The sequence below is a fragment of the Comamonas sp. A7-5 genome, from assembly GCF_039581385.1.
GTDB lineage: Bacteria > Pseudomonadota > Gammaproteobacteria > Burkholderiales > Burkholderiaceae_C > Comamonas > Comamonas thiooxydans.
Genome location: NZ_JBCPWO010000010.1, coordinates 70,095 through 93,596, shown reverse-complemented (window position 1 = coordinate 93,596; position 23,502 = coordinate 70,095). Strand labels below are relative to the sequence as shown.

21 protein-coding genes are annotated in these 23,502 nt (G+C 62.7%); 5 read left to right on the top strand and 16 right to left on the bottom strand.

From position 1 onward, the window contains the following. Positions 1-53: 53 nt before the first annotated feature. The 15 genes from der to surE all read right to left on the bottom strand — a co-directional run bounded on the left by der (position 54) and on the right by surE (position 16,146). Positions 54-1,394 (bottom strand): ribosome biogenesis GTPase Der, encoded by a 1,341-nt coding sequence (der, locus tag AAIL67_RS17295; protein WP_012839171.1) that lies wholly within the window; start codon positions 1,392-1,394, stop codon positions 54-56. 15 nt (positions 1,395-1,409) lie between these two features. After that, complete coding sequence (gene bamB / locus AAIL67_RS17290; RefSeq protein WP_045840031.1) at positions 1,410-2,585, bottom strand: outer membrane protein assembly factor BamB; 1,176 nt, start codon at positions 2,583-2,585, stop codon at positions 1,410-1,412. A 2-nt stretch (positions 2,586-2,587) separates the two neighbouring features. Further along, complete coding sequence (locus tag AAIL67_RS17285; protein WP_034378385.1) at positions 2,588-3,265, bottom strand: tetratricopeptide repeat protein; 678 nt, start codon at positions 3,263-3,265, stop codon at positions 2,588-2,590. Between the two features lie 49 nt (positions 3,266-3,314). Next, a complete protein-coding gene (hisS, locus tag AAIL67_RS17280) occupies positions 3,315-4,631 on the bottom strand; it encodes a histidine--tRNA ligase (RefSeq protein WP_012839174.1) in 1,317 nt (438 codons plus the stop codon). A 199-nt stretch (positions 4,632-4,830) separates the two neighbouring features. Continuing rightward, positions 4,831-6,111: a flavodoxin-dependent (E)-4-hydroxy-3-methylbut-2-enyl-diphosphate synthase gene (gene ispG / locus AAIL67_RS17275; protein ID WP_034378387.1), complete on the bottom strand. Its 1,281-nt coding sequence runs from the start codon at positions 6,109-6,111 to the stop codon at positions 4,831-4,833. A 19-nt stretch (positions 6,112-6,130) separates the two neighbouring features. After that, positions 6,131-7,114 (bottom strand): helix-turn-helix domain-containing protein, encoded by a 984-nt coding sequence (locus AAIL67_RS17270; protein WP_063664904.1) that lies wholly within the window; start codon positions 7,112-7,114, stop codon positions 6,131-6,133. Beyond that, the gene (gene pilW / locus AAIL67_RS17265; RefSeq protein WP_343484454.1) at positions 7,107-7,958 is read right to left on the bottom strand and encodes a type IV pilus biogenesis/stability protein PilW; all 852 of its coding nucleotides are present in this window, start codon (positions 7,956-7,958) and stop codon (positions 7,107-7,109) included. The genes AAIL67_RS17270 and pilW overlap by 8 nt, the downstream gene beginning before the upstream one ends. A 25-nt stretch (positions 7,959-7,983) precedes the next feature. Further along, on the bottom strand, positions 7,984-9,105 hold the full coding sequence (rlmN, locus tag AAIL67_RS17260) for a 23S rRNA (adenine(2503)-C(2))-methyltransferase RlmN (RefSeq protein WP_034376389.1): 1,122 nt from the start codon (positions 9,103-9,105) through the stop codon (positions 7,984-7,986). Positions 9,106-9,237: 132 nt separating this feature from the next. After that, on the bottom strand, positions 9,238-9,663 hold the full coding sequence (gene ndk, locus AAIL67_RS17255; protein WP_003053316.1) for a nucleoside-diphosphate kinase: 426 nt from the start codon (positions 9,661-9,663) through the stop codon (positions 9,238-9,240). Positions 9,664-9,785: 122 nt separating this feature from the next. Further along, the gene (locus tag AAIL67_RS17250; RefSeq protein ID WP_343484453.1) at positions 9,786-11,375 is read right to left on the bottom strand and encodes a pseudouridine synthase; all 1,590 of its coding nucleotides are present in this window, start codon (positions 11,373-11,375) and stop codon (positions 9,786-9,788) included. Next, complete coding sequence (gene scpB, locus AAIL67_RS17245) at positions 11,372-12,544, bottom strand: SMC-Scp complex subunit ScpB (protein WP_063664908.1); 1,173 nt, start codon at positions 12,542-12,544, stop codon at positions 11,372-11,374. The genes AAIL67_RS17250 and scpB overlap by 4 nt, the downstream gene beginning before the upstream one ends. Before the next feature lie 99 nt (positions 12,545-12,643). Next, positions 12,644-13,702: an RluA family pseudouridine synthase gene (locus AAIL67_RS17240; RefSeq protein WP_034378391.1), complete on the bottom strand. Its 1,059-nt coding sequence runs from the start codon at positions 13,700-13,702 to the stop codon at positions 12,644-12,646. A gap of 2 nt (positions 13,703-13,704) precedes the next feature. After that, positions 13,705-14,565: a peptidoglycan DD-metalloendopeptidase family protein gene (locus tag AAIL67_RS17235; protein ID WP_034359366.1), complete on the bottom strand. Its 861-nt coding sequence runs from the start codon at positions 14,563-14,565 to the stop codon at positions 13,705-13,707. 13 nt (positions 14,566-14,578) lie between these two features. Beyond that, the gene (locus tag AAIL67_RS17230) at positions 14,579-15,364 is read right to left on the bottom strand and encodes a protein-L-isoaspartate(D-aspartate) O-methyltransferase (protein ID WP_343484452.1); all 786 of its coding nucleotides are present in this window, start codon (positions 15,362-15,364) and stop codon (positions 14,579-14,581) included. Then, positions 15,361-16,146, bottom strand: coding sequence for a 5'/3'-nucleotidase SurE (surE, locus tag AAIL67_RS17225; RefSeq protein ID WP_034359368.1), 786 nt, complete (start codon positions 16,144-16,146; stop codon positions 15,361-15,363). Before surE ends, AAIL67_RS17230 begins: the two co-directional genes overlap by 4 nt. A 123-nt stretch (positions 16,147-16,269) precedes the next feature. On the opposite strand from surE, the gene AAIL67_RS17220 reads away from it, so the two are divergent. From AAIL67_RS17220 to AAIL67_RS17210, 3 genes are all read left to right on the top strand, one after another. Then, a complete protein-coding gene (locus AAIL67_RS17220) occupies positions 16,270-17,247 on the top strand; it encodes an NADPH:quinone oxidoreductase family protein (protein WP_034359370.1) in 978 nt (325 codons plus the stop codon). Positions 17,248-17,333: 86 nt separating this feature from the next. Then, on the top strand, positions 17,334-18,941 hold the full coding sequence (locus AAIL67_RS17215; RefSeq protein ID WP_343484451.1) for an alkaline phosphatase D family protein: 1,608 nt from the start codon (positions 17,334-17,336) through the stop codon (positions 18,939-18,941). A 22-nt stretch (positions 18,942-18,963) separates the two neighbouring features. Then, positions 18,964-20,634, top strand: coding sequence for a phospholipase D family protein (locus AAIL67_RS17210; protein ID WP_343484450.1), 1,671 nt, complete (start codon positions 18,964-18,966; stop codon positions 20,632-20,634). A gap of 1 nt (position 20,635) precedes the next feature. Here the strand turns inward: AAIL67_RS17210 and AAIL67_RS17205 are convergent, their stop codons facing one another. Next, positions 20,636-22,015, bottom strand: coding sequence for an FAD-dependent oxidoreductase (locus AAIL67_RS17205; protein WP_012839185.1), 1,380 nt, complete (start codon positions 22,013-22,015; stop codon positions 20,636-20,638). Positions 22,016-22,401: 386 nt separating this feature from the next. Here AAIL67_RS17205 and AAIL67_RS17200 point away from each other — a divergent pair, with 386 nt between their 5' ends. Then, on the top strand, positions 22,402-22,665 hold the full coding sequence (locus tag AAIL67_RS17200; RefSeq protein WP_003063854.1) for a ParD-like family protein: 264 nt from the start codon (positions 22,402-22,404) through the stop codon (positions 22,663-22,665). Next, the gene (map, locus tag AAIL67_RS17195) at positions 22,662-23,468 is read left to right on the top strand and encodes a type I methionyl aminopeptidase (RefSeq protein ID WP_034359380.1); all 807 of its coding nucleotides are present in this window, start codon (positions 22,662-22,664) and stop codon (positions 23,466-23,468) included. Before AAIL67_RS17200 ends, map begins: the two co-directional genes overlap by 4 nt. The last annotated feature ends 34 nt before the right edge of the window (positions 23,469-23,502 follow it).

Genomic DNA, 23,502 nt, shown 5'->3' with positions numbered 1-23,502 from the left:
GGCCCGGGAAAAACAGCGAAAAGGGTTTTCCCGTAGGCACCAGCAGACAGCTATTAATCCTTGTCGGCGTAAGGATTATGGGAGGTTTTCAAGTCGATGCGCAACGGGGTGCCGACAAGATTGAACTCCTTGCGGAAACGACCTTCCAGAAAGCGCTTGTACGCATCGGTGACCAGTTCCAGCGAGTTGCCATGGATCACGATGATGGGCGGGTTCATGCCGCCCTGGTGGGCATAGCGCATCTTGGGACGATAGGCTCCCACCTTCTTGGGCGTCTGGAACTGGATCGACTCCATCAGAATGCGTGTCAGCACAGGAGTAGGCATCTTGCAGGTGGCTGCACGATGGGCCTGGATGATGGATTTCCACAGCGGCTCGAGACCCTGGCGCTTTTGTGCCGAGATGAAGTGCAGCGGCGCAAACTTCAGGAAGGACAGGCGCGTCTCGATGGAGCGCTCCAGCATCTGGCGCTGGTAGTCATCCACGGCATCCCATTTGTTGATGCCCAGCACGACCGAGCGGCCGCTTTCCAGGATATAGCCCGCAATATGGGCGTCCTGGTCGGTCACGCCTTGCGTGGCATCGATCAGCAGCAGCACGACGTTGGCACCTTCGATGGCCTGCAGCGTCTTGACCACCGAGAATTTCTCGATGGCTTCGAACACCTTGCCCTTGCGGCGCAGACCTGCGGTGTCGATCAGCTCGAACTTCTGGCCATTGCGCTCAAAAGGCACCGTGATCGCATCGCGCGTGGTGCCGGGCATGTCAAAAGCCACCAGGCGCTCTTCACCCAGCCAGGTATTGATCAGCGTGGACTTGCCAGCATTGGGACGACCTGCCACCGCCAGACGCACGGGCTTCTGATCTTCCTCGCCAAAGACCTCGTCTTCAGGCTCGGGCAGATTCAGCAGACCCAGGGCTGCATCGACCAGGCTGCGCACACCCTGACCGTGGGCGGCAGACACGGGCACGACCTCACCGAGGCCCAGTTCATAGAACTCGGACAGCTGCACGCCATCCTTCATGCCTTCGGCCTTGTTGGCCACCAGAATCGTGGGCTTGCCCAGACGGCGCAGGTAGTTGCCGATCTCGTGATCCTGACCGGACAGACCGGCACGCGCATCCAGCACGAAGATCACGACATCGGCTTCCGCCACGGCTTGCTGCGTCTGCTTGGCCATCTCCTTGAAGATGCCGCGCGATGCGTCCGGCTCGAAGCCGCCCGTATCGATGACGATGTACTCATGCTTGCCCTGACGGCCCTGGCCGTAATGGCGGTCACGCGTCAGCCCTGCAAAGTCGGCGACGATGGCATCCCTCGACTTCGTGAGTCGATTGAACAGCGTCGACTTGCCCACATTGGGGCGCCCTACCAGGGCAATAACTGGCTTCATTCCAAAAACAACCTATCAATCCGGCTTGAAGCCATACACAGTTCCGCTTCGGCTGACGATCACCAGAGTATTGGCGGCGACAACCGGGGAAGTGGCAACTCCTGCCTTGTCAGTTTCCAAACGGGCCAGTGCAGAGCCGTCTTCACGCGAGAGCATATGCACTGTCCCCAAATCATCGGCCAGCACCACGGAGCGGCCCAGCACCAGAGGTGCCGTCAGCTTGCGGTACTGCAGCTTGTCGATGGACCACAGACGCTGACCGTCTGCACGATTCCAAGCCTGTACCGTGCCGTTGCTTTCAGCGCCAAACACGGCCTGCTCGTCGCCCGCCACGCCATCGCTACCCTTGGAGGTCTGCGCCCAGCGCACATTGGCAGTGCTCACATCCACGCACCCCACCGAGGCCTGGAACGCACGTGCGCAGACACTGCTGCCCACACGGCTGACGGGGCCGACCAGATCCACCAGTCGCTCCACATCGTTGGTCCCGCGCGGTGCGGCCAGAGGAGCCATCCAGCGCACCGAGCCATTGTCAGGATCAACACCTGCCAGACGTCCGGACACGCCTACCACCAGATTATTACCAACGGCCTGCAAAACGCCTGGCTGGCGCAGAATAAGCGGTTCATTGCTGGGGCCTTCAACCGACCACAGCTCACGACCCGTATTGGCATCGAAGGCCGCCAGAGAACGGTCCGCCGCCATCACGAACACGCGGCCGCCAGCCACCAGAGGCGGCGTATAGACTGCGGCAGTCAGATTGTTCTTCCACAGCTGCTTGCCTTCGGCAAACACCATGAGCTGGTTGCTGCGTGTAACCACCGCCGTGCGCTGTCCGTCGCTGCCCACGCCGGTGGTCAGCGGCTCGCCCGCACTGAACTTGCCCAGCTGGCTGCCGGTATTGCCATCAAGCGTCGTAACGCTGCCATCCTTGGTGACCACGGTGACGGTATTGCCTTGCACCAGCGCAGGCATGGCCAGAGGCACTTCGTTGCCGAGCTTGGCCGACCAAGCCTGATGCACTGCGATCTTGCCCGGATTGGCCCCCAGGTCCAGAGGCTTGGGCTTGTCCTTGCCGCCGAACATGGAGCAGGCAGCCAGCGACGCGGCCACAGCAGTCAGCACCAGCACACGGGCTGCGGATTGCGCTGCGGGGGCAGCGAACTTCACTTGATGGGCAAAAGTCTTCAAGATTATTTCTCCGACGGCGTTGTCTTGACCAGGGTTGCGGCTTCAGGAGCCACGCCCAGCGCGTTCAGCTTGAATTCCACCAGATGGCGGTAGTCCAGATCCTTGTCCAGTGCCTTGTAGGCAGCCTGGTACTGGGCAACCGCCTCAGCCTGCTTGCCCAGCGCCACATACAGATCGCCACGGCGATCAGCCTGCAGACCGGCATAGGACTCGGGCATGGCCGCCTCAAGCACCTTCAGGCCTTCGTCATAGCTTTTTTGCTGCTCCAGCACGGAAGACAGACGAATGCGAGCCAGGGCCTTGAAGCTTTCATCGCCCTTGTCGGCCACCCAGCTCAGCTGAGCCTTGGCGTCATCGAGCTTGCCGGCATCCACTGAGGCCTTGGCCATCAGCAAAGCCGTCTGGGCGGCCTGCGCAGTGCCCGCGTACTTGTCCCGCAGCTCGCTGAAAGCCTGGTCTGCGCGCGCCGCATCCTTGGCCGTCAGCGCTTCGTCCACGGCGAACTCCAGGGCCGAGGCCTGGGTGGCCTGACGCTTTTGCCAGTACTGCCAGCCGTTCCAGCCGGCCAGTGCGAGAAAGACCACGACCAGCACGCTGGTGATCAGAGTTCCCCAGGAATTCCAGAAATGCTTGAGCTGCTCAATTTGCTCTTGTTCTTCAAGATCGAGATGATTTGCCATGGCTACTTAGATTGAGTGGAACGCTGGTCGGAAAACGAGGTGCGGAAAATCAAACCGCCGATTTTAGGCTGCCGGCCCACAAGGCCACATCCGCCAGAGCTTGCTGCACCTGCTGGCCTTCGCCGTCGCGCAGCGACTTCACGGTCACCTTGCCCTGGGCCAGCTCGTCGGAGCCGAAGATCAGGGCAAAGCGTGCACCCGAGCCATCGGCCTTCTTGAACTGGGACTTCATCGAGCCCATGCCCTCGGCCGAGCCGCCGGCCGCTGCATGCATCTGAACCGCCACACCGGCTGCACGCAGCTGCTGCACGGTCTTGAAGACCTGAGGCAGCACCGAGGCGTCGGGAATGATGGCGTAGACATCGGCTGCGGGCTGGGGAATCTCTACCCCCACCTCCTTGAGCACTTCGAGCACGCGCTCCACACCCATGCCCCAGCCCACGGCCGGAGCGGGTTTGCCGCCGATTTCCTCGATCAGATAGTCGTAACGACCGCCGCCGCAGATCGTGCTCTGCGAACCCAGCTTGTCGGTAATGAACTCGAACACCGTGAGGTTGTAGTAGTCCATGCCGCGCACCAGACGCGGGTTCAGGCTCCAGGCCACGTCGTTGGCATCCAGAATGTCCTGCACGGCCTTCAGATGCGCCTTGGATGCATCGCCCAGATAGTCCATCAGCCTGGGAGCTGCGTTGACCATTTCCTGCATGGCAGGATTCTTGGTGTCCAGCACGCGCAGCGGGTTGCTGTACATGCGGCGCTTGGCTTCCTCGTCCATCACCTCTGTGTGCTGCTCGAAGTAGGCAATCAACGCCTCGCGGTGGGTCTTGCGCTCCTCGGGCTGACCCAGGCTGTTGAGTTCCAGACGCACGCCTTCAATGCCCAGCTCTTTCCAAAGTTGAGCGGCCAGCAGAATCACTTCGGCATCCAGCTCGGGACCGGCAAAACCCAGGGCTTCCACACCGACCTGGTGGAACTGGCGATAGCGACCGCGCTGGGGTTTTTCGCGCCGAAACATCTGACCGATGTAGAACAGACGCTTGCCGCCTTCATACAGCAGATTGTTTTCCACCACCGAACGCACCACGCCAGCCGTACCTTCAGGACGCAGGGTCAGATGCTCGGCCTGGCCATGCTTATCTGCCCGGTCCTCAAAGGAGTACATCTCCTTTTCGACGATATCGGTCACCTCGCCCAGGCCACGCACGAACAGGGCCGTGGGCTCGACGATGGGGGTGCGCATATTGCGATAGGCAAAGCGGCCCATCAGATCGCGCACCTTGGCTTCAAACCACTCCCAACGCGCCGAATCGGGTGGGAGAATGTCGTTCATGCCTTTGACGGCGGTCAGTTTTTCGTTCTTGGCCACGTGAAGTCTCACACTTGGGTTACTAGCAAAACAAGAGCATATTGCGCATGGCAATCATGCCCTTCAACTAGAAACCTAATTCAAATCCATACAGATAGTGCGCAAGCAGCTATCAATTCCAAAGTCTTGGCTCGCTGGCATTGTGCCAGCAAGCGTAATCACCACCCGCATGCCGGGCCGCTGCAAGCGTTCGAGTCGCTCAGGCCTTCAGGCCGTAGCGGCGCTGCACATATTCCAGCACCAGGGTCTGGAACTCCTCGGCGATATGCTCGCCGCGCAGCGTCAAGGCCTTCTCGCCGTCAATGAAAACGGGCGCCGCTGGCGCTTCGCCATTGCCGGGCAGGCTGATGCCGATATCGGCATGCTTGCTCTCGCCGGGGCCGTTGACGATGCAACCCATCACGGCCACCTTCATGGCTTCCACGCCAGGGAACTGGGTGCGCCAGACCGGCATTTCGCCACGCAGGAAATCGTCGATCTTCTTGGCCAGTTCCTGGAAGGTGGTGCTGGTGGTGCGGCCGCAGCCCGGGCAGGCGGTGACGCTGGGTACGAACACGCGCAGGCCCAGAGCCTGCAGAATCTCGGAGGCCACCACGACCTCCTGCGTGCGCGCTTCACCCGGCTGGGGCGTGAGCGAGACGCGAATCGTGTCACCAATGCCCTCCTGCAGCAGCACCGACAGCGCAGCCGTCGATGCCACCGTGCCCTTGGTGCCCATGCCGGCCTCGGTCAGACCCAGATGCAGCGCATAGTCGCAGCGGCGCGCCAGCTCGCGATAGACCGAGATCAGATCCTGCACGCCGCTGACCTTGCAGGACAGGATGATGTTATCGGGGTTCAGGCCGATGTTCCTCGCCAGCTCGGCCGAGCTGATGGCCGAGGTGATCAGCGCCTCGTACATGACCTGGCGTGTCTCCCAGGGCCTCTCGCGACGGCTGTTCTGATCCATCAGATCGGCCATGATTTCCTGGTCCAGCGAGCCCCAGTTCACGCCGATGCGCACGGCCTTGTCGTACTTTGCAGCGATCTCGATCATCTGGCCGAACTGCTTGTCCTTTTTGTCGCCCTTGCCCACGTTGCCGGGGTTGATGCGGTACTTGGACAGCGCCTGGGCGCAGTCGGGGTAGTCGGTCAGCAGACGGTGGCCGTTGTAGTGAAAGTCCCCCACCAGCGGCACATATTCGCCCATCCGGTCGAGCTGCTCACGGATATAGGGCACGGCCGCCGCCGCCTCGGGCGTGTTCACCGTGATGCGCACCATCTCCGAGCCGGCCTGGGCCAGCTGGCGCACCTGAATGGCGGTTTCAACCGCATCCACGGTGTCGGTATTGGTCATGGACTGCACGCGCACGGGCGCATCACCCCCGACAGTGACCACGTTGTTGCGCCACACCACACGGGCCTGGCGCGATTTGCGCGGCAGCGGGCTGGCGATGGCTATCGCCTGGCTGAGCTGCTGCGAGCTTTGAGAATCTTGCACTCTTGTTTACCTCGAACGGTTACTTCACCTCGAAGCGAGCCACATTGTCGCGTGTGCTCGAGATATCGAAGGGTTCGCCACGTACCGTCACCTGCGTGCCCTTGGCATTGCCCACAATCACCGACAGGGGCAACTGGCCTTCAGCAGTCGCAGATTCATCCTTGGACAGGGTCTTTTCCAGCACCACCTTGCCGGCTCCGTCCTTGACCTTGACCCAGGACTGGCCGGTATTCACCTTCAGCACCAGCAGGCCGGCAGCGCCGGTCGCCGGCGTGGCCACCTCGGCTGCCAGGGCTGCGGTTTGGGCAGCTGTCGCAGCTGCGGGAGCGCTTGCTGCAGCTCCGTCGCCTGGCATGCTGGCAGCAGCAACCGACACAGGTTCTGTCACTGCCGCCGCGGGTGTGGCAGAACTGCCCTGTGCGCCGCCCTCGGCCTGGGCAAGCGGTTCTGCCGCCGGCGCGCTCACCACTGGCGTCTGGCCGGACTGGGCCTGAGCCGGCACTGGCACGCCTGCCCCATCGGGGCCGTCCACCATCTGCTGGAATGGCACAAAGTACACGGCAGCGGCAGCTGCCAGCAGAATCAGCACGCCTGCCGCAATCTTGCGAGAGCTGCTGTTGCCGGAGTCCAGCGGTGTACCCGTGACCTTGAAGCTGCTGCGCACCTTGACGGTCTCGTTGATGCCTGGACCCGCATTGGCAAGGCTTTTGATCTCGCTGCGTGGCAGCTTGGCCAGCACCGATTCGGCATCGATATGCAAGGTCCGGCACATTCCCATGGCCAGGGCACGCATGAACACATGATCGGGAAAGGCCGCATAGTCATCGGCCTCCAGCGCCTCCAGCTTGTGCTGTGGCACCTTCAATGTCGCAGCCATCACGGGCAACTGCATCCGGGCTGCTTCCCGTGCCTGACGCAACAAGACTCCGGCCGTGGCCTGCCCCTGAGTTGGCACCTGCTCTTCGCTTTGCATAGTTTCCTCTTCCACCGCAGCCTCATTCATTGAAAGCTCCACGTTCATAGGCCAGCCACTGACGCGATTGAGGAAAACGCTCGCGCAACTGATCGGCCTGTTGACGCACTCCAATGTCGTCGTGCAATGCCCTGTCTATTTTGATCCCCAGCCAGAGGCTTTCCGCACTGGCCTGATTGCTATTGTTATTCAAGCGCCGGATGTAGAACTGCGCCTTCTTCAGATCACCTTTGAGCCAAAGCACATTTGCCAGGTTGTAGCCTGCGGCGGGGTTGCCCACATCCATCTCGTAGGCACGAAACATGTTCTGGTAGGCCTGCTCCAACTGTCCCGCCTGCTGGTAGCACATGCCCTTGGCCAGCAGGGTCCTGGGCTGTTCACGGTAGCCCGGAGCCTGCAAGGCTCTATCAAACCACTGCTGGGCTACGTCGAAATGCTTTTGCTGGCATTGCATCCAGCCGTAATTGTGAATCTGGTTGCCGTCGCGCGGATTGAGATCCACGGCCTTGCGCATGGCGATCTCCGCCTGTGTCCAGTCCTGGTTCTGCATGAGGATCAGGCCCAGCAGGCCGTATGCATCGGCGTAATCGGGCTTGGCAGCCAAAGCCTGCCCTACCTCGTCCATGGCCACATCCAGGCGCCCGGCCTGAAAGTAATTGGCAGCCAATTCCAGGCGAATCTGGGCACGGCGATTGGCATCGGCGACCTGGGTCCCGGCCGTGCCAACCACGGAAGCCTGGGGTACGGACGTAGAGGAAGTGGTGGTGGTCGTTGTCGAAGTACAACCCACAAGTGCCGCGACCGCAACCGGTACCCCCCACCGGGCCAACAAGCCCCAATGTTGCCAAACCGGTCGCTGTACCACTGCCCTCATTGATTGTCCTTTATTCAAAACTCCGTCAAGACACCTGCTTGAGCGGGATAGTACGCTGCTTGGCCATGCGCTCGGCAGCGCGAGTTCTGTCCTTCACATCGCCCGCGAGCTGACCACAGGCCGCATCGATATCGTCACCGCGGGTCTTACGCACCGTGGTCACGATGCCGGCATTGCTCAGCAACGTAGCGAACTCGGTCACACGGGCCGAAGGCGAGCGCAGCAGACCCGAAGCGGGGAAGGGATTGAACGGGATCAGATTGAACTTGCACCAGCTCTTGCCATCGCCGCGCGCGCGCACTAACTCTATCAGCTGGCGCGCATGCTCAGGCTGATCGTTAACGCCGTCGAGCATGCAATATTCAAAGGTGATGAAGTCACGCGGCGCGAACTCCAGATAGCGCTCGCAGGCGTCCAGCAGCTCGGCAATCGGGTACTTCTTGTTCAGCGGCACCAGGTTGTCACGCAGCGGATCATTGGGCGCGTGCAGCGACACAGCAAGCGCCACGGCGCAGTCCTGCGACAGTCGGTCCATCATGGGCACCACGCCCGAGGTGGACACCGTCACGCGACGACGTGACAGGCCGTAGCCATGGTCGTCCAGCATCACGCGCAAGGCAGGCACCAGCGCACTGTAGTTCTGCAAAGGCTCGCCCATGCCCATCATCACCACGTTGGAGATGATGCGATCTTCGGTGCCGAAACGCTTGCGCAGCGAATGCTCGGCATACCAGAGCTGGGCAAGGATTTCGCCGGTATTGAGGTTGCGGCTGAAGCCCTGATGCCCCGTCGAGCAAAAGCGGCAGCCCACGGCGCAACCTGCCTGGGACGATACACACAGCGTGCCGCGGTCGTCCTCAGGAATGAAAACGGATTCAACGGCATTGCCGTCACCCACATCGAACAGCCACTTCACGGTGCCATCGGCAGAGACATGCTCCGTCACCACAGGCAAAGCGGTAATGTGGGCCCGGCTTTTGAGCTTTTCGCGCAAAGACTTGGCCAGATCGGTCATCTGGTCGAAATCGGATGCGCCACGCTGGTGAATCCAGCGGAACAGCTGCGTCGCACGGAAACGCTTCTCCCCGAGCTGCTCGCAATAAGCGGTCAGTCCTTCGAGGTCAAAATCAAGCAAATTAGTAGTCATATCGGCATGTGGCGAGGCGTCTTGCGAACGGTGTTTGCCACGCCGTGGCCAGCATCTTCAAGTGCTGACACCCGCTTTGCACGAATGCAAAGCGCTGGCGTCAGCGAGAGCATGCTGTAAAGCTAGCGTGGATTAACGCGAGTACACGTTCATGCCGGGGAAGAAGAAGGCAACTTCCACAGCAGCAGTTTCAGCAGCGTCGGAGCCGTGCACGGCGTTGGCATCGATGCTGTCGGCGAAGTCGGCGCGGATGGTGCCCTTTTCGGCCTTCTTGGGGTCGGTGGCGCCCATCAGTTCACGGTTCTTCAGGATGGCGTTCTCGCCTTCCAGAGCTTGAATCATCACGGGGCCGGAGACCATGAAGTCCACCAGATCCTTGAAGAAAGGACGGGCAGCGTGCACAGCGTAGAACTGCTCGGCTTCGCCGCGCGACAGGTGCACCAGCTTGGCAGCCACGATCTTCAGGCCGGCAGCTTCGAAGCGGGCGTAGATTTGGCCGATCACGTTCTTGGCAACTGCGTCGGGCTTGATGATGGAGAGGGTACGTTCGATAGCCATGATGATTATTTCCTAATCAGGGTTACTATGGGTTTTTGCCGAAAAAGCAAAACAGTTGATTTTAACGGTGCCGCCATAGACCTTGAAGTCCGGGCAGCACTCAAATCCTTACGGACGCCTTTTTAGCGGCCGCCGCGGCGACCACCGCCACCGCCGCCACCAGGGCGACGCTTGGCGTTCTGGCGGGCCCGCGACAGGCTGTCGCTGCCGATATAGCCCACCGAAGTGCGCATGGGATCGGGCTGACCGCCTCCCTGCGAACGGCCCGAGCCACCGGAGCGACCGCCGGACTTGTTGCGCGGGTTGTCGCCCAACATGCCGCTAGGTGCCGGACGATTTCCGTCCCACTCGCCTCGGCGCTGACCGCCGCCTTCACGACGGCCCTGAGGGGCGCGATCGGCGTTCATGCCATTGCCGCGGCCGCCACTGCGGTTGTTACGACCGCCACGATTGTTGGCGCCACGGGCACCGCCGTTGTTGCGCTCGACGGGAGCGCGCTCCTTGACGCCGGCTGCCGACATCAGCGCCTGGATATCGGCCTGATCGAGCTCCACCCAGGCGCCGCGCTTGAGGCCGCGCGGCAGCATCATGGCGCCGTAGCGAATGCGGATCAGACGGCTGACGGCATGGCCCACGGCCTCGAACATGCGTCGCACTTCGCGGTTGCGGCCTTCGGAGATGGTCACGCGGTACCAGCAGTTGGCACCTTCGCCACCGCCATCTTCCACGGCACCGAAGCTGGCTTCGCCGTCTTCAAGCTGCACGCCGTCCAGCAAGCGCTGCTTTTCTTCCTTGCTCAGCGCGCCCAGCACGCGGGCCGCATATTCACGCTCCAGGCCGAAGCGGGGGTGCATCAGCGAGTTCGCCAGCTCGCCCGAGCTGGTGAACAGCAGCAGACCTTCGGTATTCAGGTCCAGGCGACCCACCGACTGCCACTTGCCATGCTGCAGCTTGGGCAGCTTGCGGAACACAGTGGGGCGGTTTTGCGGATCGTCATGCGTCACCACTTCGCCCACGGGCTTGTGATAGGCAATCACGCGTGCGGGCGGCGGGTCGATACGGAAGCGGATGGGCTGGCCGTTGACCTTGACGATATCGCCGAACTGAATGCGCTGGCCGACGTGGGCAGGCTCGTTGTTGACCGAGATGCGCCCTTCCAGTATCAGTTGCTCCATCTCCAGGCGCGACCCCATGCCGGCCTGGGCCAGCACCTTGTGCAGCTTGGGAGAATCGACCTGGGGCGCAAGCACGCGCTTGGCGGGCATGGCGCTGCCGTTCTCTTCCTCGTCGTCGAAGTCGCCCGAGATCACATCGGCAAAGTCGATGTTCTGACCCTTGCGCCCCTTGGACCCATGAGGAGCGGCAACGCTCTGCACAGCCACTTCGGCAACGACGGTATCTGCTGCGTCATGACCCTGGTCTTGGTCCCGGGACTGCAGCTCCTGCTCGACCACGGGCTGAACCGGCTCCTCGACGACCACGGCTTCTTCGGCACGCGGCTTGGTCACTCGCTTGCGCGCAGGCTTGGCCTCGCCAGCAGCGTCCTTTTTGACGCCGACGCGCTTGCGCGGTGCGGCAGGCTTCTTGGCCTCGGCGGCATCCTTGGCCCCATCGGCTTTGGCTGCGCGGGGCTTGCGAGTCTTCTTGACCGGCTCGGCTTCGGGCGAAGCGGCTGCGGACTCGGGCATCGGGTTCGATGTCTCGTTGTTCATTCCAGTTTTCCTTCGGGGATGACGCCATCGTCACCCTCCACAATTCCTTGTTCTGCTGACCCGACGGCATCGTCGGCCCGCGCTTTCGTCTTTGCGTCCTCGGCCTCGTCGTCGTCGCTGCCGTAGTCATCCTCGAGAAACGCCTTCAGGCCCACCCACTCGGTTCGGCCTGTTTTCTTGGCCGCCGGTTTGGGCTCCGGCTCTGCTGCCTTGGCAGTCCTGGCGGGCCTGGCCGCTTTGGGCTTGCTCACGGATGGCGGCCCCTCAGTCGGCCCTGGCTCCGAATCCGGCAGCTCAATCGCTATATCTTCAGTAACATCTTGCTCAATATGACTCTGCGCCTGGTCCGGATATGACTCCAACTCTGGCGCATCGGCCTCAGGCTGAAGCCCCGACACAAGCTCTGCAGGCGCTCGCGCCACTGGGTCGGCATCGGTATCCAGCAGCTCCTCGGCGCCACCTTCCTCGTCCGGGGCCCTCAGGATTTCACTCTCAGCAGCATCGGACTCTGCAGCGACATCCGTATCCTCAGCGACCTCGGCCGGCTCTAAGGCTTCCACACCCTCCTGGGGCTGGGCATCCTCTGCACCGATCTGCGGCACGGCGGTCTGGTCGCCCTCCTCCCCATCCAGCGCCTTGAACAGACTTTGCTGGGCCTGGGTTTCCTCCAGCATGGGCAGCTGATCCAGCGACTGCAGACCCAGATCATCGAGAAACTGGCGCGTGGTCGCAAACAGCGCGGGCCGTCCCACGGTCTCACGATGGCCGATGACCTCGATCCAGCCTCGGTCTTCCAGCTGCTTGATGATCAGGCTGTTCACGGTCACACCGCGAATATCCTCGATATCACCCCGCGTGACCGGCTGACGGTAGGCAATGATGGCCAGCGTCTCCAGCGTCGCCCGCGTGTACTTGGGCGGCTTCTCGGGGTGAAGCTTGTCCAGATAGACGCGCATCTCTGGCCGGCTCTGGAAACGCCAGCCCGAAGCCACCTGCACCAGTTCCACGCCCTTGAGGGCCCAGTCCTTTTGCAGGTCCAGCAGCAAATCCTTAACCGTGTCCGAGCCCAGCACATCATCAAAAAGTGAGCGCAATTCCCGCAGCGTCACAGGCTGCGGGGCACAAATCAATGCTGTTTCAAGAACCCGCTTGGCATCTACCGTATTCATGGGCGCAGCGTTTCGGGAGCGGCTGTCGCACCGACTGCGGTGGGACGCCTGATTCTAAGAAGAGAGGAAAGCGCCCCAAAGATGCCATGCGAGTGATGGTCAGAGGCTTTCCGGCAGATTGTAACGCAGACCCCATAAATCCAGTGCACCGGCCATGTCTTGTGGCAGCGGCGCATAGTGGACCAGCGGCTTTTTCGTCACAGGGTGCTCAAAGGCCAGCCTGAAGGCATGCAGTGCCTGGCGCTCCAGCCCGCCCTCGGGCTGGCCGCCATACAGCGTATCGGCTATCAGCGGATGACCAAGCGAAGCCATGTGCACCCGGATCTGGTGCGTGCGTCCGGTGTGCAGCGTGCAGCGCACCAGGCTGTGCGCGGCATCGCCATCGAGCAGATCGAAGTCGGTACGCGCCTGCTTGCCGGGATGCAGATTCAGGTCCACCACCGCCATGCGCAGACGGTTGCGCGGATCGCGGCCGATCGGCGCATCGACTTCGCGGCGCTTGCGGCTGCCCCATTGCTTGTGGGCAAGCGCCAGATACTGGCGACTCACATCGCGCGCGGCAATCATCTTGATGAGCGCATCCATGGTGCTGCGATTGCGCGCCACCACCATCAAACCGCTGGTGTCCTTGTCCAGCCGGTGAACAATGCCGGCACGCGGCACCTGACGCGCTTTTTCGTCACGCGCCAGCAGGCCGTTGAGCAATGTGCCCGTCCAGTTGCCGGGCGCTGGATGCACCACCAGACCCGCAGGCTTGTTGATGACCAGCAGATCCTCGTCCTCATAGACTACCTGCAGATCCATGGTCTCGGGCTGGAAAGCCATGCTCTGCTGGGTGGGCCGCATTTCCACGCTCAGGCGGTCGCCCACGGCCACCTTGACCGAGGGCTTGAGCAAAACCTTGCCGTTGAGAGTGACCGCACCGTCGGCCAGCAACTGCTGCAGATAGCTGCGCGAGAACTCGGACACCCCCAGCGCCAGCACCTTGTCCACACGCTGACCATGATGCTCGGCGGCGACCGTGAATTCGCGGTTCTCGACCTCGGCCGAGGCAATGGCGTCTTCGGCTGCTTCGTCCCAACTCTGCTCGACCGCGTCAGAAGGCACAAGCCCCTGCGGGGCAGGGGCTTGTGCGGCTTGCTTGCGTTGCGAGGCCATGCTCAACGCGAGGGCAGATAACGCGAAGGATCGACAGGCTTGCCCTGGCGACGCACCTCGAAGTGCAGCTTGACGCGATCGGCATCGGTGCTGCCCATCTCGGCAATCTTCTGTCCCTTCTTCACGGCCTGATCTTCCTTGACCAGCAGAGACTGGTTGTGGGCGTAGGCGGTCAGATAGGTGTTGTTGTGCTTGAGGATGATGAGATTGCCGTAGCCACGCAGGCCGGCACCGGCATACACCACACGGCCATCGGCAGCAGCCAGCACGGGATCGCCGGCCTTGCCGCTGATGTCGTAGCCCTTGTTGCGCTGCTCGTCGAAGCCGGCAATCAACGAGCCGCTGGCAGGCCAGATGAAGTTCACATCATCGGCTCCCTTGGCAACAGGCGCCGGGCTTGTTGCAGGCGTGGATGGCACTGGCGTTGCGGTTGCAGCCGGGGGAGTCACGGGTGTGGTCGTCGTTGCGGCGCTGCCACCACCCACAACCACGGGCGCGACACCGCGGCCCGAACCGGACGATGCGACAGGCGCCTCGCGTCCGGGTGGTACCACACGCACCACCTGACCGACTTCAATCACGTTGGGATTGTCCAGATTGCTCCAGCGAGCAATGTCCTTCCAGCTCTGGCCGTGCTCCAGACCAATCCTGATCAGAGTGTCGCCAGGCTTGATCGTGTAGTAACCCGGCTTGCCGGCATTTTCAGCGCCGGGCAGCGACTTGACGTCCACAGTTGAAGACGAGGAGGCCGACTGTCCGCGATCCTCCACAGGAGCCCTGTTTGCCTGGGCAGCACAACCGGCCAGGATGACACCTGCCAGCACGGCCGTTCCCCATGCACCAAGACTTCGCGATACCAACATAAGCTATTCCCTTCTAGGCGATCCCCGATTTTAGAGGGACAAAGTTGACTGCTTCCAAAACTGTCTGCGTAAAACCGTGTGAACTCTTGTCAATCACCAGCAGTGCCTGCTTACCCGCACCCACCACGACCGGAGCCACCAGACGCCCGCCCACCGCCAACTGATCGCACCACTCTTGCGGCACCACGTCACCGCCGGCAGCGGAGATGATGCCCGCATAGGGCGCGCCACTGGCAAAACCTACCATGCCGTCTCCGAGAATCAGATGCACATTCGACAGGCGCATGGGGCGCAGATGGCTGCGTGCTTTCTCATGCAAGCCGCGCAGCCGCTCTATCGAATAGACCTCTTTGGTGAGCATGGACAGCACTGCAGCCTGATAGCCGCAGCCCGTACCGATCTCCAGCACGCGCCCTTGCCCGTTGCGGGCCGCATCGGAGTCGAGCAGCAGCTCGATCATGCGGGCCACGATGCTGGGCTTGGAGATGGTCTGGCCCAGGCCGATAGGCAGACTGGTGTCTTCGTAGGCCTGGTTGACCAGAGCGCTGTCGACAAAGCGGTGACGCTCCACCGTGGCCATGGCCTGCAGCACGGCAGGGTTGCTGACCCCGGCCGCACCGATGCGCTGGGCCATGCGGGCACGCACCGTGGATGAGTCCAGCCCCACGCCCACCGGCGAGGCGGCCACACGCAAGGGATTGATGGGCTTGGGAGCAACAAGCGGCCGTGCCGCGCCGGTGCCCGTCTGCACCGAGCGTGCAATCCAGCCCGGGACCTGAGGCGGACGACGCTCGCTCACGATGCGGCCGCCGATGTGTTGGATGGACCTGCCAGCTTGCTGGCCGTCTGTGCCCAATAGCCGAGGTTTTCATGATCGGTCAGATCGACCTTGAGCGGAGTCATGGAGACATGGCCGTGGGCCGTGGCATGGAAGTCCGTGCCTTCGGAGTCGTCCTTTGCTGCGCCGGCACTGCCGATCCAGTACATGGTCTCGCCACGCGGGCTTTGCTGCTGAATGGCCTGCTCGGCCGCATGACGGCGCCCCAGGCGACACAGCTTGACGCTTTTGAGTGCATGCAGCGGCATATTGGGAATATTCACGTTCAGCAGCCAGGGAGCAGTACCGATCAGTTGCTGGGCCTGCATCTGCTGAACCATCTGACGGGCGGTGGCAGCTGCCGCTTCCAGCTCGGCCCAGCCCTTGTCCACCTGCGAGAAGGCAATCGAGGGAATGCCGAACAGATAGCCTTCCATGGCCGCGCCCACGGTGCCCGAGTAAATCGTGTCGTCGCCCATATTGGCGCCGTTGTTGATGCCCGAGACCACCAGATCGGGCCGGTAGCCAAGCAGGCCGGTCAACGCGATATGCACGCAGTCTGCTGGCGTGCCGTTCACATAGCGAAAGCCGTTATAGGCCTGATGCACATACAGCGGTGCATTCAGCGTCAAGGCATTGGACTTGGCGCTGTTGTTGTGCTCGGGCGCCACCACTTCGACGTCTGCCACGGTGCGCAGCGCATCGTGCAGGGCCACGATGCCTGGGGCCTGGAAGCCGTCGTCATTGCAAATAAGAATCTTCATGGATGAGGCGGATTGTAGGCGGCTCCAAGGTCACGACAGAGACACGCGGCATTCGCACCACACTTCTATCATCTGCGAGCCGATTCCCCCCAATCTCACCTCAAGAAGATCAGGAGACAAGATATGCACGCATGGCTTTGCACCACCCCCACCGGCGTCGAGACCCTGAAATGGACCGAGCAGCCCACGCCACAGCCCGGCCCCGGCCAGGTGCTGCTGGAAGTCAAGGCCGCCAGCCTGAACTTTCCCGATCTGCTGATCGTGCAGAACAAATACCAGATCAAGCCGCCCCTGCCCTTTGTGCCGGGCTCGGAATATGCCGGCGTGGTGCAGGCCGTGGGCGAAGGGGTCAAACATCTCAAGCCAGGCCAGCATGTGGCCTGTCTTTCGGGCACGGGCGGGTTCGCCACGCATACGCTGGCACCCGCTGCCATGTGCATGCCGCTGCCGGCCGACTTCCCCTTTGTCGATGCCGCCGCCTTCATCATGACCTATGCCACCTCCCACCATGCGCTGATCGATCGCGGTCAGCTCAAGGCCGGCGAGACCGTACTCGTGCTGGGCGCAGCTGGGGGCGTTGGCACGGCAGCCATACAGATCGCCAAGGCGGCCGGTGCCCGGGTGATTGCCGCTGCCTCCACCGACGAGAAATGTGCGCTGTGCAAGGCCCAGGGCGCTGACCTCACCATCAACTACAGCCAGGGCGATCTGCGTGAAGCCATCAAGGCAGCGACAGACGGCAAGGGACCCGACGTGATCTACGATCCCGTAGGCGGCGATTTTGCCGAACCTGCCTTCCGCTCCATTGCCTGGCGCGGCCGCTATCTAATCATAGGATTTGCCTCCGGCCCCATCCCCTCGCTGCCGCTGAACCTGCCTCTGCTCAAGGGCGCTTCCCTGGTCGGCGTGTTCTGGGGCGATTTCGCCAAGCGCGAGCCGCAGAACAATGCCGCCATGATGCAGGAGCTGGCACAGTGGTGGGCGCAAGGCAGGATCAAGCCCGTAATCGACCGCACCATGCCCATGAGCGAGCTGTTCGCGGCCTATGAGCGCATGGGCTCGCGCCAGGTACAGGGCAAGCTGGTGCTGGTCAACGCGTAAAGCTGCGGTAAACCGCGGCGATGCCTGTGGGCTCGGGGAGATACTTCCAGCCACTGGCTACAAAACCCCGACACCGCAGCATCGCCATGTTTTCTCCTGCCCACACGCCCGCGCCGGATCGCCGGCGCTTTCTGATTGCCTCCAGCCTTGCCACGGCCGTGGGCGCCCTGCCCGCCTGGGCCCGTGCCACGGAATCACTGGCCCACAACCCGTTCACCCTGGGAGTGGCCAGCGGCGACCCGGAACCCGACAACATCCTGATCTGGACACGGCTCACAGCGCCTCTGGCCTATCTTGGTACGGCGGTCGCGCCAGACCTGGCAGCACAGACCGTGCATTGGGAAGTGGCGCATGATGCCCAGTTCCGCCAGCCCGTGGCTCATGGGCAGACTCAGGCCAGGGCCGAATGGGGCCATGCCGTCCATGTGCAGGTCAACGGCCTGAGTCCGGACCGCTGGTATTTCTACCGCTTCCGCTGTGGCGACGCCTTCAGCACCACCGCACGCTGCCGTACCGCCCCGGTGCCCGGGGCAGATGTACGCAAGCTGCGTCTGGCCGTGGCCTCCTGCCAGCGCTGGGAACATGGCTTCTACAGTGCCTGGGCCGATGCCGCGCAGGCCTCGCCCGATCTGGTGCTGTTTCTCGGCGACTACATCTATGAATATGCGCAACCAGCGAAGCCTGATGGACTGGCGCGTCCGCAGCCGCTGCGTACCGCCCAGACCTTGCAGGACTACCGCGACCGCTATGCGCTGCACAAAAGCGATGCCCATCTGCAGGCCGCCCATGCCGTATGCAACTGGTCCGTCATCTGGGACGATCACGAGGTTGAAAACGACTATGTAGCCCAGTACGGGCGGGGGGACAGCGCTCACTTTTTAGCTAGGCGCATGGCGGCCTGGCAGGCTTTCTACGAAAACATGCCGCTGCGTGACAGCGCATTGCAGCGCAACTTTCAAGGCCTGGCGCTGTACCGCAGTCTGCAGTGGGGCAAGCTCGCCAGGCTGCATCTGCTGGACGGCCGCCAATACCGCGATCTGCAGGCCTGCCGCCCCGAGGGCAAGGCCAGCACCGGCACCGTGGACCCGGCCGAATGCCCCGCCCTGCAAGATCCGGCACGCAGCTTTCTGGGCTGGGACCAGGAGCGCTGGCTGGCCCGGCAGTTGCAGGACGATGCACGCGAGAGGGTCGACGCCACCCGCTGGAGCACCGTGGTGCAGACCACCTTGTTCTCGGCCCGCAAGCATCCCAATGGCCGGCAGTCGACCGACAGCTGGGACGGCTACCCTCAGGCACGCCAACGCCTGGTGAGCCAGATTGCAGAAAGCCAGCCGCGCAACAGCGTGCTGCTCGGCGGGGACATTCACCAGAACTATGTCTGCGCCATTGCGGCCCAGGCCGACCAGGCCCCGGACAGGGTCAATCCGGTGATTGCCAGCGAATTTTGCGGCACCTCCATCAGCTCGCACAGCGGCACCACGCAAGCCAGGGTCGATGCCATCGCGGCCCACAACCCTCAGGTGCTTTTCGCGCGCTGCGAGGAGCGCGGCTACAGCCTCGTGGAGATCACGCCGCAGTCCATGACCACGGAGCTGCGCGCCGTGAGCAACCCGCTTCACGCCAACAGCAGCCTCTATACGCTGGCACGCTTTGTGGTCGAGGACCGCCGCCCCGGTCCTGTAAAGATTGCCTGATGCGCTGCGGCATACTCGGGTCATGCAAAACACACAGGCCTCGAGACCCGAACTTCCCCTGTGGCGCGGTACGGCGGCCGCCCTGCTGATCGCGGGGCTGCTCACAGGCTGCGGCCTGCCTCCCCTGCCGGATCGCATGGCCAGCGAGGCCCTGACCGCCGAGCAGGCCCTGCAAACCCGGCTCGGCCAGGCGCTGGCGCCGCTGCAGCAGGCACATCCTGGGCAGAGCGGCATCCATATGCTGGCCGATGCCCATGACGCCTATGCCGCCCGAGCGCTGCTGGCCCGAGCCGCGCAGCGCACGCTCGATGTGCAGTACTACATCTGGCGCAACGACACCACCGGCCATTTGCTGCTCGATGAGCTGCTGCTTGCGGCAGACCGCGGCGTGCGCGTGCGCCTGCTCTTGGACGATGGCGGCACCGGCGGCACGGACGCCACCCTGGCCGCCCTGGACCAGCACCCTCTAATCGAGGTGCGGCTATTCAACCCCTTCGCCCTGCGCACGCCCAAGGCGATTGGCTATGTGACGGACTTCGCACGCACCCAGCGGCGCATGCACAACAAGAGCTACACGGCCGACTCCTCCGCCACCATCGTGGGCGGGCGCAATATCGGCGACGAGTACTTTGCCGCATCCGACGGCGTGCTGTTCGCCGACCTCGATGTGGTGGCAACAGGCTCGGTGGTGGGCGAGGTGGCAGCGGAGTTCGACCGTTACTGGAACAGCCCCTCCGCCTACCCGGCAGCCAGCCTGCTGCCCGCCATGCCACAGCAGGCCGTGGACAAGGTCTATGCAAGCCTGCACGCCGATGTGAATCGCCCCGAATCACAGGCCTATGTGAAGGCCGTCAGCCGCAGCCGCTTCAGCACCGATTTGCTGGCAGGTCAACTGCCGCTGCAATGGGCCGAGACCACCCTGGTCAGCGACGACCCGGCCAAGGTCCTGCGCGAAGCCGCGCCCGAGGACTTGCTGCTGTCCCAGCTCCAGCCTGTGATTGGCCAGCCGCAGCAGTTGCTGGAAGTGGTGTCGCCCTATTTCGTGCCCACCCAGGCCGGAGTCGACGCCTTTGCTCACCTGCGCCAGCAAGGTGTGCGAGTACGCATTCTGACCAATAGCCTGGAGGCGACCGATGTGGCCGTGGTGCATGCCGGCTACGAGAAATACCGCAAACCGCTGCTGAAGATGGGCGTGGAGCTCTACGAAATGCGCCGCCAGATCGATCTGCGCAACCAGCCCGCAGCCAACGAGCCGGACAAGACCCGGAAGAGCGAGCCTGCCGAAAAGACTCCCAAGCGCGAAGCCCCCTCACCTGCAGCGCTGAGCGGCAGCTCCGCCACAACGGGCAGCTCGGGCGCCAGCCTGCATGCCAAGACCTTCGCGGTCGACGGCAAGCAGCTCTTTGTCGGCTCCTTCAACTTCGATCCGCGCTCGGCCATGCTCAATACCGAAATGGGCTTGGTCATCAAAGACCCGGCCTTGAGCCAGCAGGTCAGCACCTCGCTGGATCAGCATCTGCCGTACATGGCCTACAAGGTGCAACTGGACGCGCAGGGCAGGCTGAGCTGGACGGGCCAGAGTCCGCAGCCGCCCCATGAAGCCCAGACCTTCAGTGCCGACCCCGGCACCAGCTGGTGGCAGCGCTTCATGGTGCGGGTGCTGAGCTGGCTGCCCATCGAAGGATTTTTGTAACTCAGTCCAGGCGGATGGAGGGCCGCAGCCGCGCGTTCATCAGGTCGATCAGCCACAGCAGGCCGCCGCGCCAGAAGCCGTAAAGCCGCGCCTGGTGCGAGCGGTACAGCATGATGTGGCTGAGCATGGCCATGCGGCCGCGGATCACGCCGCCGTTGAACAGGCCGAACTTGCCCAGCGAGCCATAGGCGTCGTAATGCGCAAGCGACACCAGGGCTCCAAAGTCACGATAGGCAAAGCCTACGGGTTTGGCACCGGGACGCTCCAGCACATGAGGCAGAGTCTCGATCAGATAGCGGGCTTGCTGGTGGGCCACCTGGGCCGTAGGAGGCAAAGCCTCCTGCTTGCCCGGCAGGGTATAGCTGGCGCAGTCGCCCAGGGCATAGATATCGGGGTCGCTGGTCTGCATCTCGTCATTGACCAGCAGCTGATTGCTGCGCGTGGTCTGCAAACCCAGCTGCATCAAGAATTCCGGGGCCTTTACCCCCGCTGCCCAGACACGCAGGCTGGCAGGAATCAGCTCGCCATTGGCCAGCTCGAAACCTTGCTCAGTCGCACGGCTGACGCGGCCGCCGACGATCACGGAAACGCCCAGGGCCTGCAGCCGCACACGCGTGGCTTCGGAGATTTCCTCGGGAAAGCTGGGCAGCAGGCGCGAGCCGGCCTCGATCAGCACGATGCGGAACTTGGCGGCCTCGCCCAAGGCGCCGTAGGCCGTGGCACTCTCTGCAAGCTGAACCAGCTCCGCCGCAAGCTCTACCCCGGTGGCGCCGCCGCCCACGATGGCCACCTGCAACTGCTCGCCGCTGGTCATGCAGCGCACCATGCGCAAACGAATTTCCTGGTTGAAGGCATCGGCCTTGCGGCGCGAATCGATCATGAAGCAATGCTCATGCACGCCAGGCGTGCCGAAGTCGTTGGCACCGCTGCCCACCGCAATCACCAGCTTGTCATAGGCAAGACGCCGGCCCGCCACCAGCTCGCGGCCATCGGGTGCATAAATGGGGGCCAGCAGAATTTCACGCGCCTCGCGGTCCAGGCCACACATCTCGCCGGGCTGGTAGGCAAAGTCGGCATCGGTGGCCTGGGCGAGATAGGTGGTCTGCTGCTGGGCCAGATCGCGAGTGCCGGCGGCAATCGTGTGCAGCATGGGCTTCCAGACATGGGCGGAGTCGCTGTCCACCAGCGTCACCGTGTCAATGCTTTCACTCTTGAGCTTGCCGAGGGCCGTGGCCACCTCCAGCCCCGCCACGCCCCCGCCCACGACCACGATGCGGGCCGCATGCCCATTGCGTGGATGCTGTGGCTTTCGAGCTTGCGGCTCCTGCGATTCGGTGATGGGCTGCTCGCCCTGCTCTGCTTGATTGACTGCGTTTTCCATGAACGACCCTGACTCTGCGTCTGTTGTGACCGGACGCCAGAACATCTCAAGATATCTGGCACGCATTGATTGTTCTTCAATTTTTATAGCATGAAACTCAATATGGACAAGGCAAATACTGATGATATATATCTTTTATAAGACTTGAGCTACACGAATGCAAGGTCTGCCTTGAAAGCTTTCAATTTTCTGAATAACCCTGGCTGCAAGCAATGTCAATCAAGCGTGGCGCGCTATCAACTTCTTGAGCGCCATGTCGTACGACGTGGCCTTAAAACCCCATTCGACGAACAGCGCTTGTCAAGTAGCGGCAAAACCGCTGCTTCAACCATGCAATTTGCGTTTGTCAATATACGAAACGTATACAGACCTTATGATGCTCGGCCATGGGAATCGTCAAAATTTCAGACCAGTTGCACGACCAGATTCGTGTCTCCAGCGCGGCCCTCGGCCGCTCCATCAATGCCCAGGCCGAGCACTGGCTGCGTGTAGGCCAGCTGGCCGAGCATCACCCCCAGCTCAATTACGAAGGCATCTGCGCCCTGCTGCTGCAGCAAGCCGAGCGTGAGCTGCAGCCTGCCAGCGCTCATGAAGCCGACACAGTCGTGCGCCGCCCCCGTCCGGTGCGCCTGGTAGGAGGCATGCAATGAAGCGCGGCAAACAGAAAGTCGTACCCATTCATGACGCCACCGACATCTACCTCTCGCGCAAGGCCGGCGGCCTGGCCGCCAAGGTGCTGGCCATGCTCACCCCTCATGTGCAGCCCGGCGTAAGCACAGAGGAACTGGACAAGATCTGCCACGACTACATCGTCAACGAGCTGAAATGCACGCCCACCAATGTGGGCTACTATGGTTTTCCCAAAACCGTGTGCACCTCGGTCAACCATGTGGTCTGCCACGGCATCCCCGATACCAAGCAGGTCCTCAAGGACGGCGACATCATCAATGTCGACGTCGCAGTAACCACGCCCGAAGGCTGGATCGGCGACACCAGCCGCATGTACTACGTGGGCCAGCCCAGCAATCTGGCCAAGCGCCTGGTCAACACCACCTATGAAGCGCTGGTGGCCGGCATCCGCTCCGTCAAGCCCGGGGCCACGCTGGGCGATGTGGGCCATGCCATCCAGACCGTGGCCCAACGCGAGCGCTTTTCCATCGTGCGCGAGTACTGCGGCCATGGCATCGGCAAGGTCTATCACGACGAGCCCCAGGTGCTGCACTACGGCACGCCCGGTCAGGGCCTGACGCTGCAGCCCGGCATGATCTTCACCATCGAGCCCATGCTCAACGCCGGCAAGGCCGCCACGCGCGAACTGGCGGACGGTTGGACCGTGATCACCAATGACAAGTCGCTCTCCGCCCAGTGGGAGCATATGGTGCTGGTGACGGAGACCGGATTTGAGGTGCTGACCCCCTGGCCCGAGGGTACAGGCGACTACCCCGCCATCTGATCAAGCGCGGCGAACCGCGCATATTGCCCTCGGC

Bases quoted from the DNA above. Each gene is read 5' to 3' on its own strand.
- AAIL67_RS17235 (WP_034359366.1), bottom strand. From the start codon at position 14,565: ATGTTGGTATCGCGAAGTCTTGGTGCATGGGGAACGGCCGTGCTGGCA.
- AAIL67_RS17220 (WP_034359370.1), top strand. From the start codon at position 16,270: ATGCACGCATGGCTTTGCACCACCCCCACCGGCGTCGAGACCCTGAAA.
- AAIL67_RS17285 (WP_034378385.1), bottom strand. From the start codon at position 3,265: ATGGCAAATCATCTCGATCTTGAAGAACAAGAGCAAATTGAGCAGCTC.
- AAIL67_RS17250 (WP_343484453.1), bottom strand. From the start codon at position 11,375: ATGAACAACGAGACATCGAACCCGATGCCCGAGTCCGCAGCCGCTTCG.
- AAIL67_RS17215 (WP_343484451.1), top strand. From the start codon at position 17,334: ATGTTTTCTCCTGCCCACACGCCCGCGCCGGATCGCCGGCGCTTTCTG.
- AAIL67_RS17270 (WP_063664904.1), bottom strand. From the start codon at position 7,114: ATGAATGAGGCTGCGGTGGAAGAGGAAACTATGCAAAGCGAAGAGCAG.
- AAIL67_RS17210 (WP_343484450.1), top strand. From the start codon at position 18,964: ATGCAAAACACACAGGCCTCGAGACCCGAACTTCCCCTGTGGCGCGGT.
- scpB (WP_063664908.1), bottom strand. From the start codon at position 12,544: ATGAATACGGTAGATGCCAAGCGGGTTCTTGAAACAGCATTGATTTGT.
- map (WP_034359380.1), top strand. From the start codon at position 22,662: ATGAAGCGCGGCAAACAGAAAGTCGTACCCATTCATGACGCCACCGAC.
- AAIL67_RS17205 (WP_012839185.1), bottom strand. From the start codon at position 22,015: ATGGAAAACGCAGTCAATCAAGCAGAGCAGGGCGAGCAGCCCATCACC.
- AAIL67_RS17200 (WP_003063854.1), top strand. From the start codon at position 22,402: ATGGGAATCGTCAAAATTTCAGACCAGTTGCACGACCAGATTCGTGTC.
- rlmN (WP_034376389.1), bottom strand. From the start codon at position 9,105: ATGACTACTAATTTGCTTGATTTTGACCTCGAAGGACTGACCGCTTAT.
- AAIL67_RS17240 (WP_034378391.1), bottom strand. From the start codon at position 13,702: ATGGCCTCGCAACGCAAGCAAGCCGCACAAGCCCCTGCCCCGCAGGGG.
- pilW (WP_343484454.1), bottom strand. From the start codon at position 7,958: ATGAGGGCAGTGGTACAGCGACCGGTTTGGCAACATTGGGGCTTGTTG.
- der (WP_012839171.1), bottom strand. From the start codon at position 1,394: ATGAAGCCAGTTATTGCCCTGGTAGGGCGCCCCAATGTGGGCAAGTCG.
- ndk (WP_003053316.1), bottom strand. From the start codon at position 9,663: ATGGCTATCGAACGTACCCTCTCCATCATCAAGCCCGACGCAGTTGCC.
- surE (WP_034359368.1), bottom strand. From the start codon at position 16,146: ATGAAGATTCTTATTTGCAATGACGACGGCTTCCAGGCCCCAGGCATC.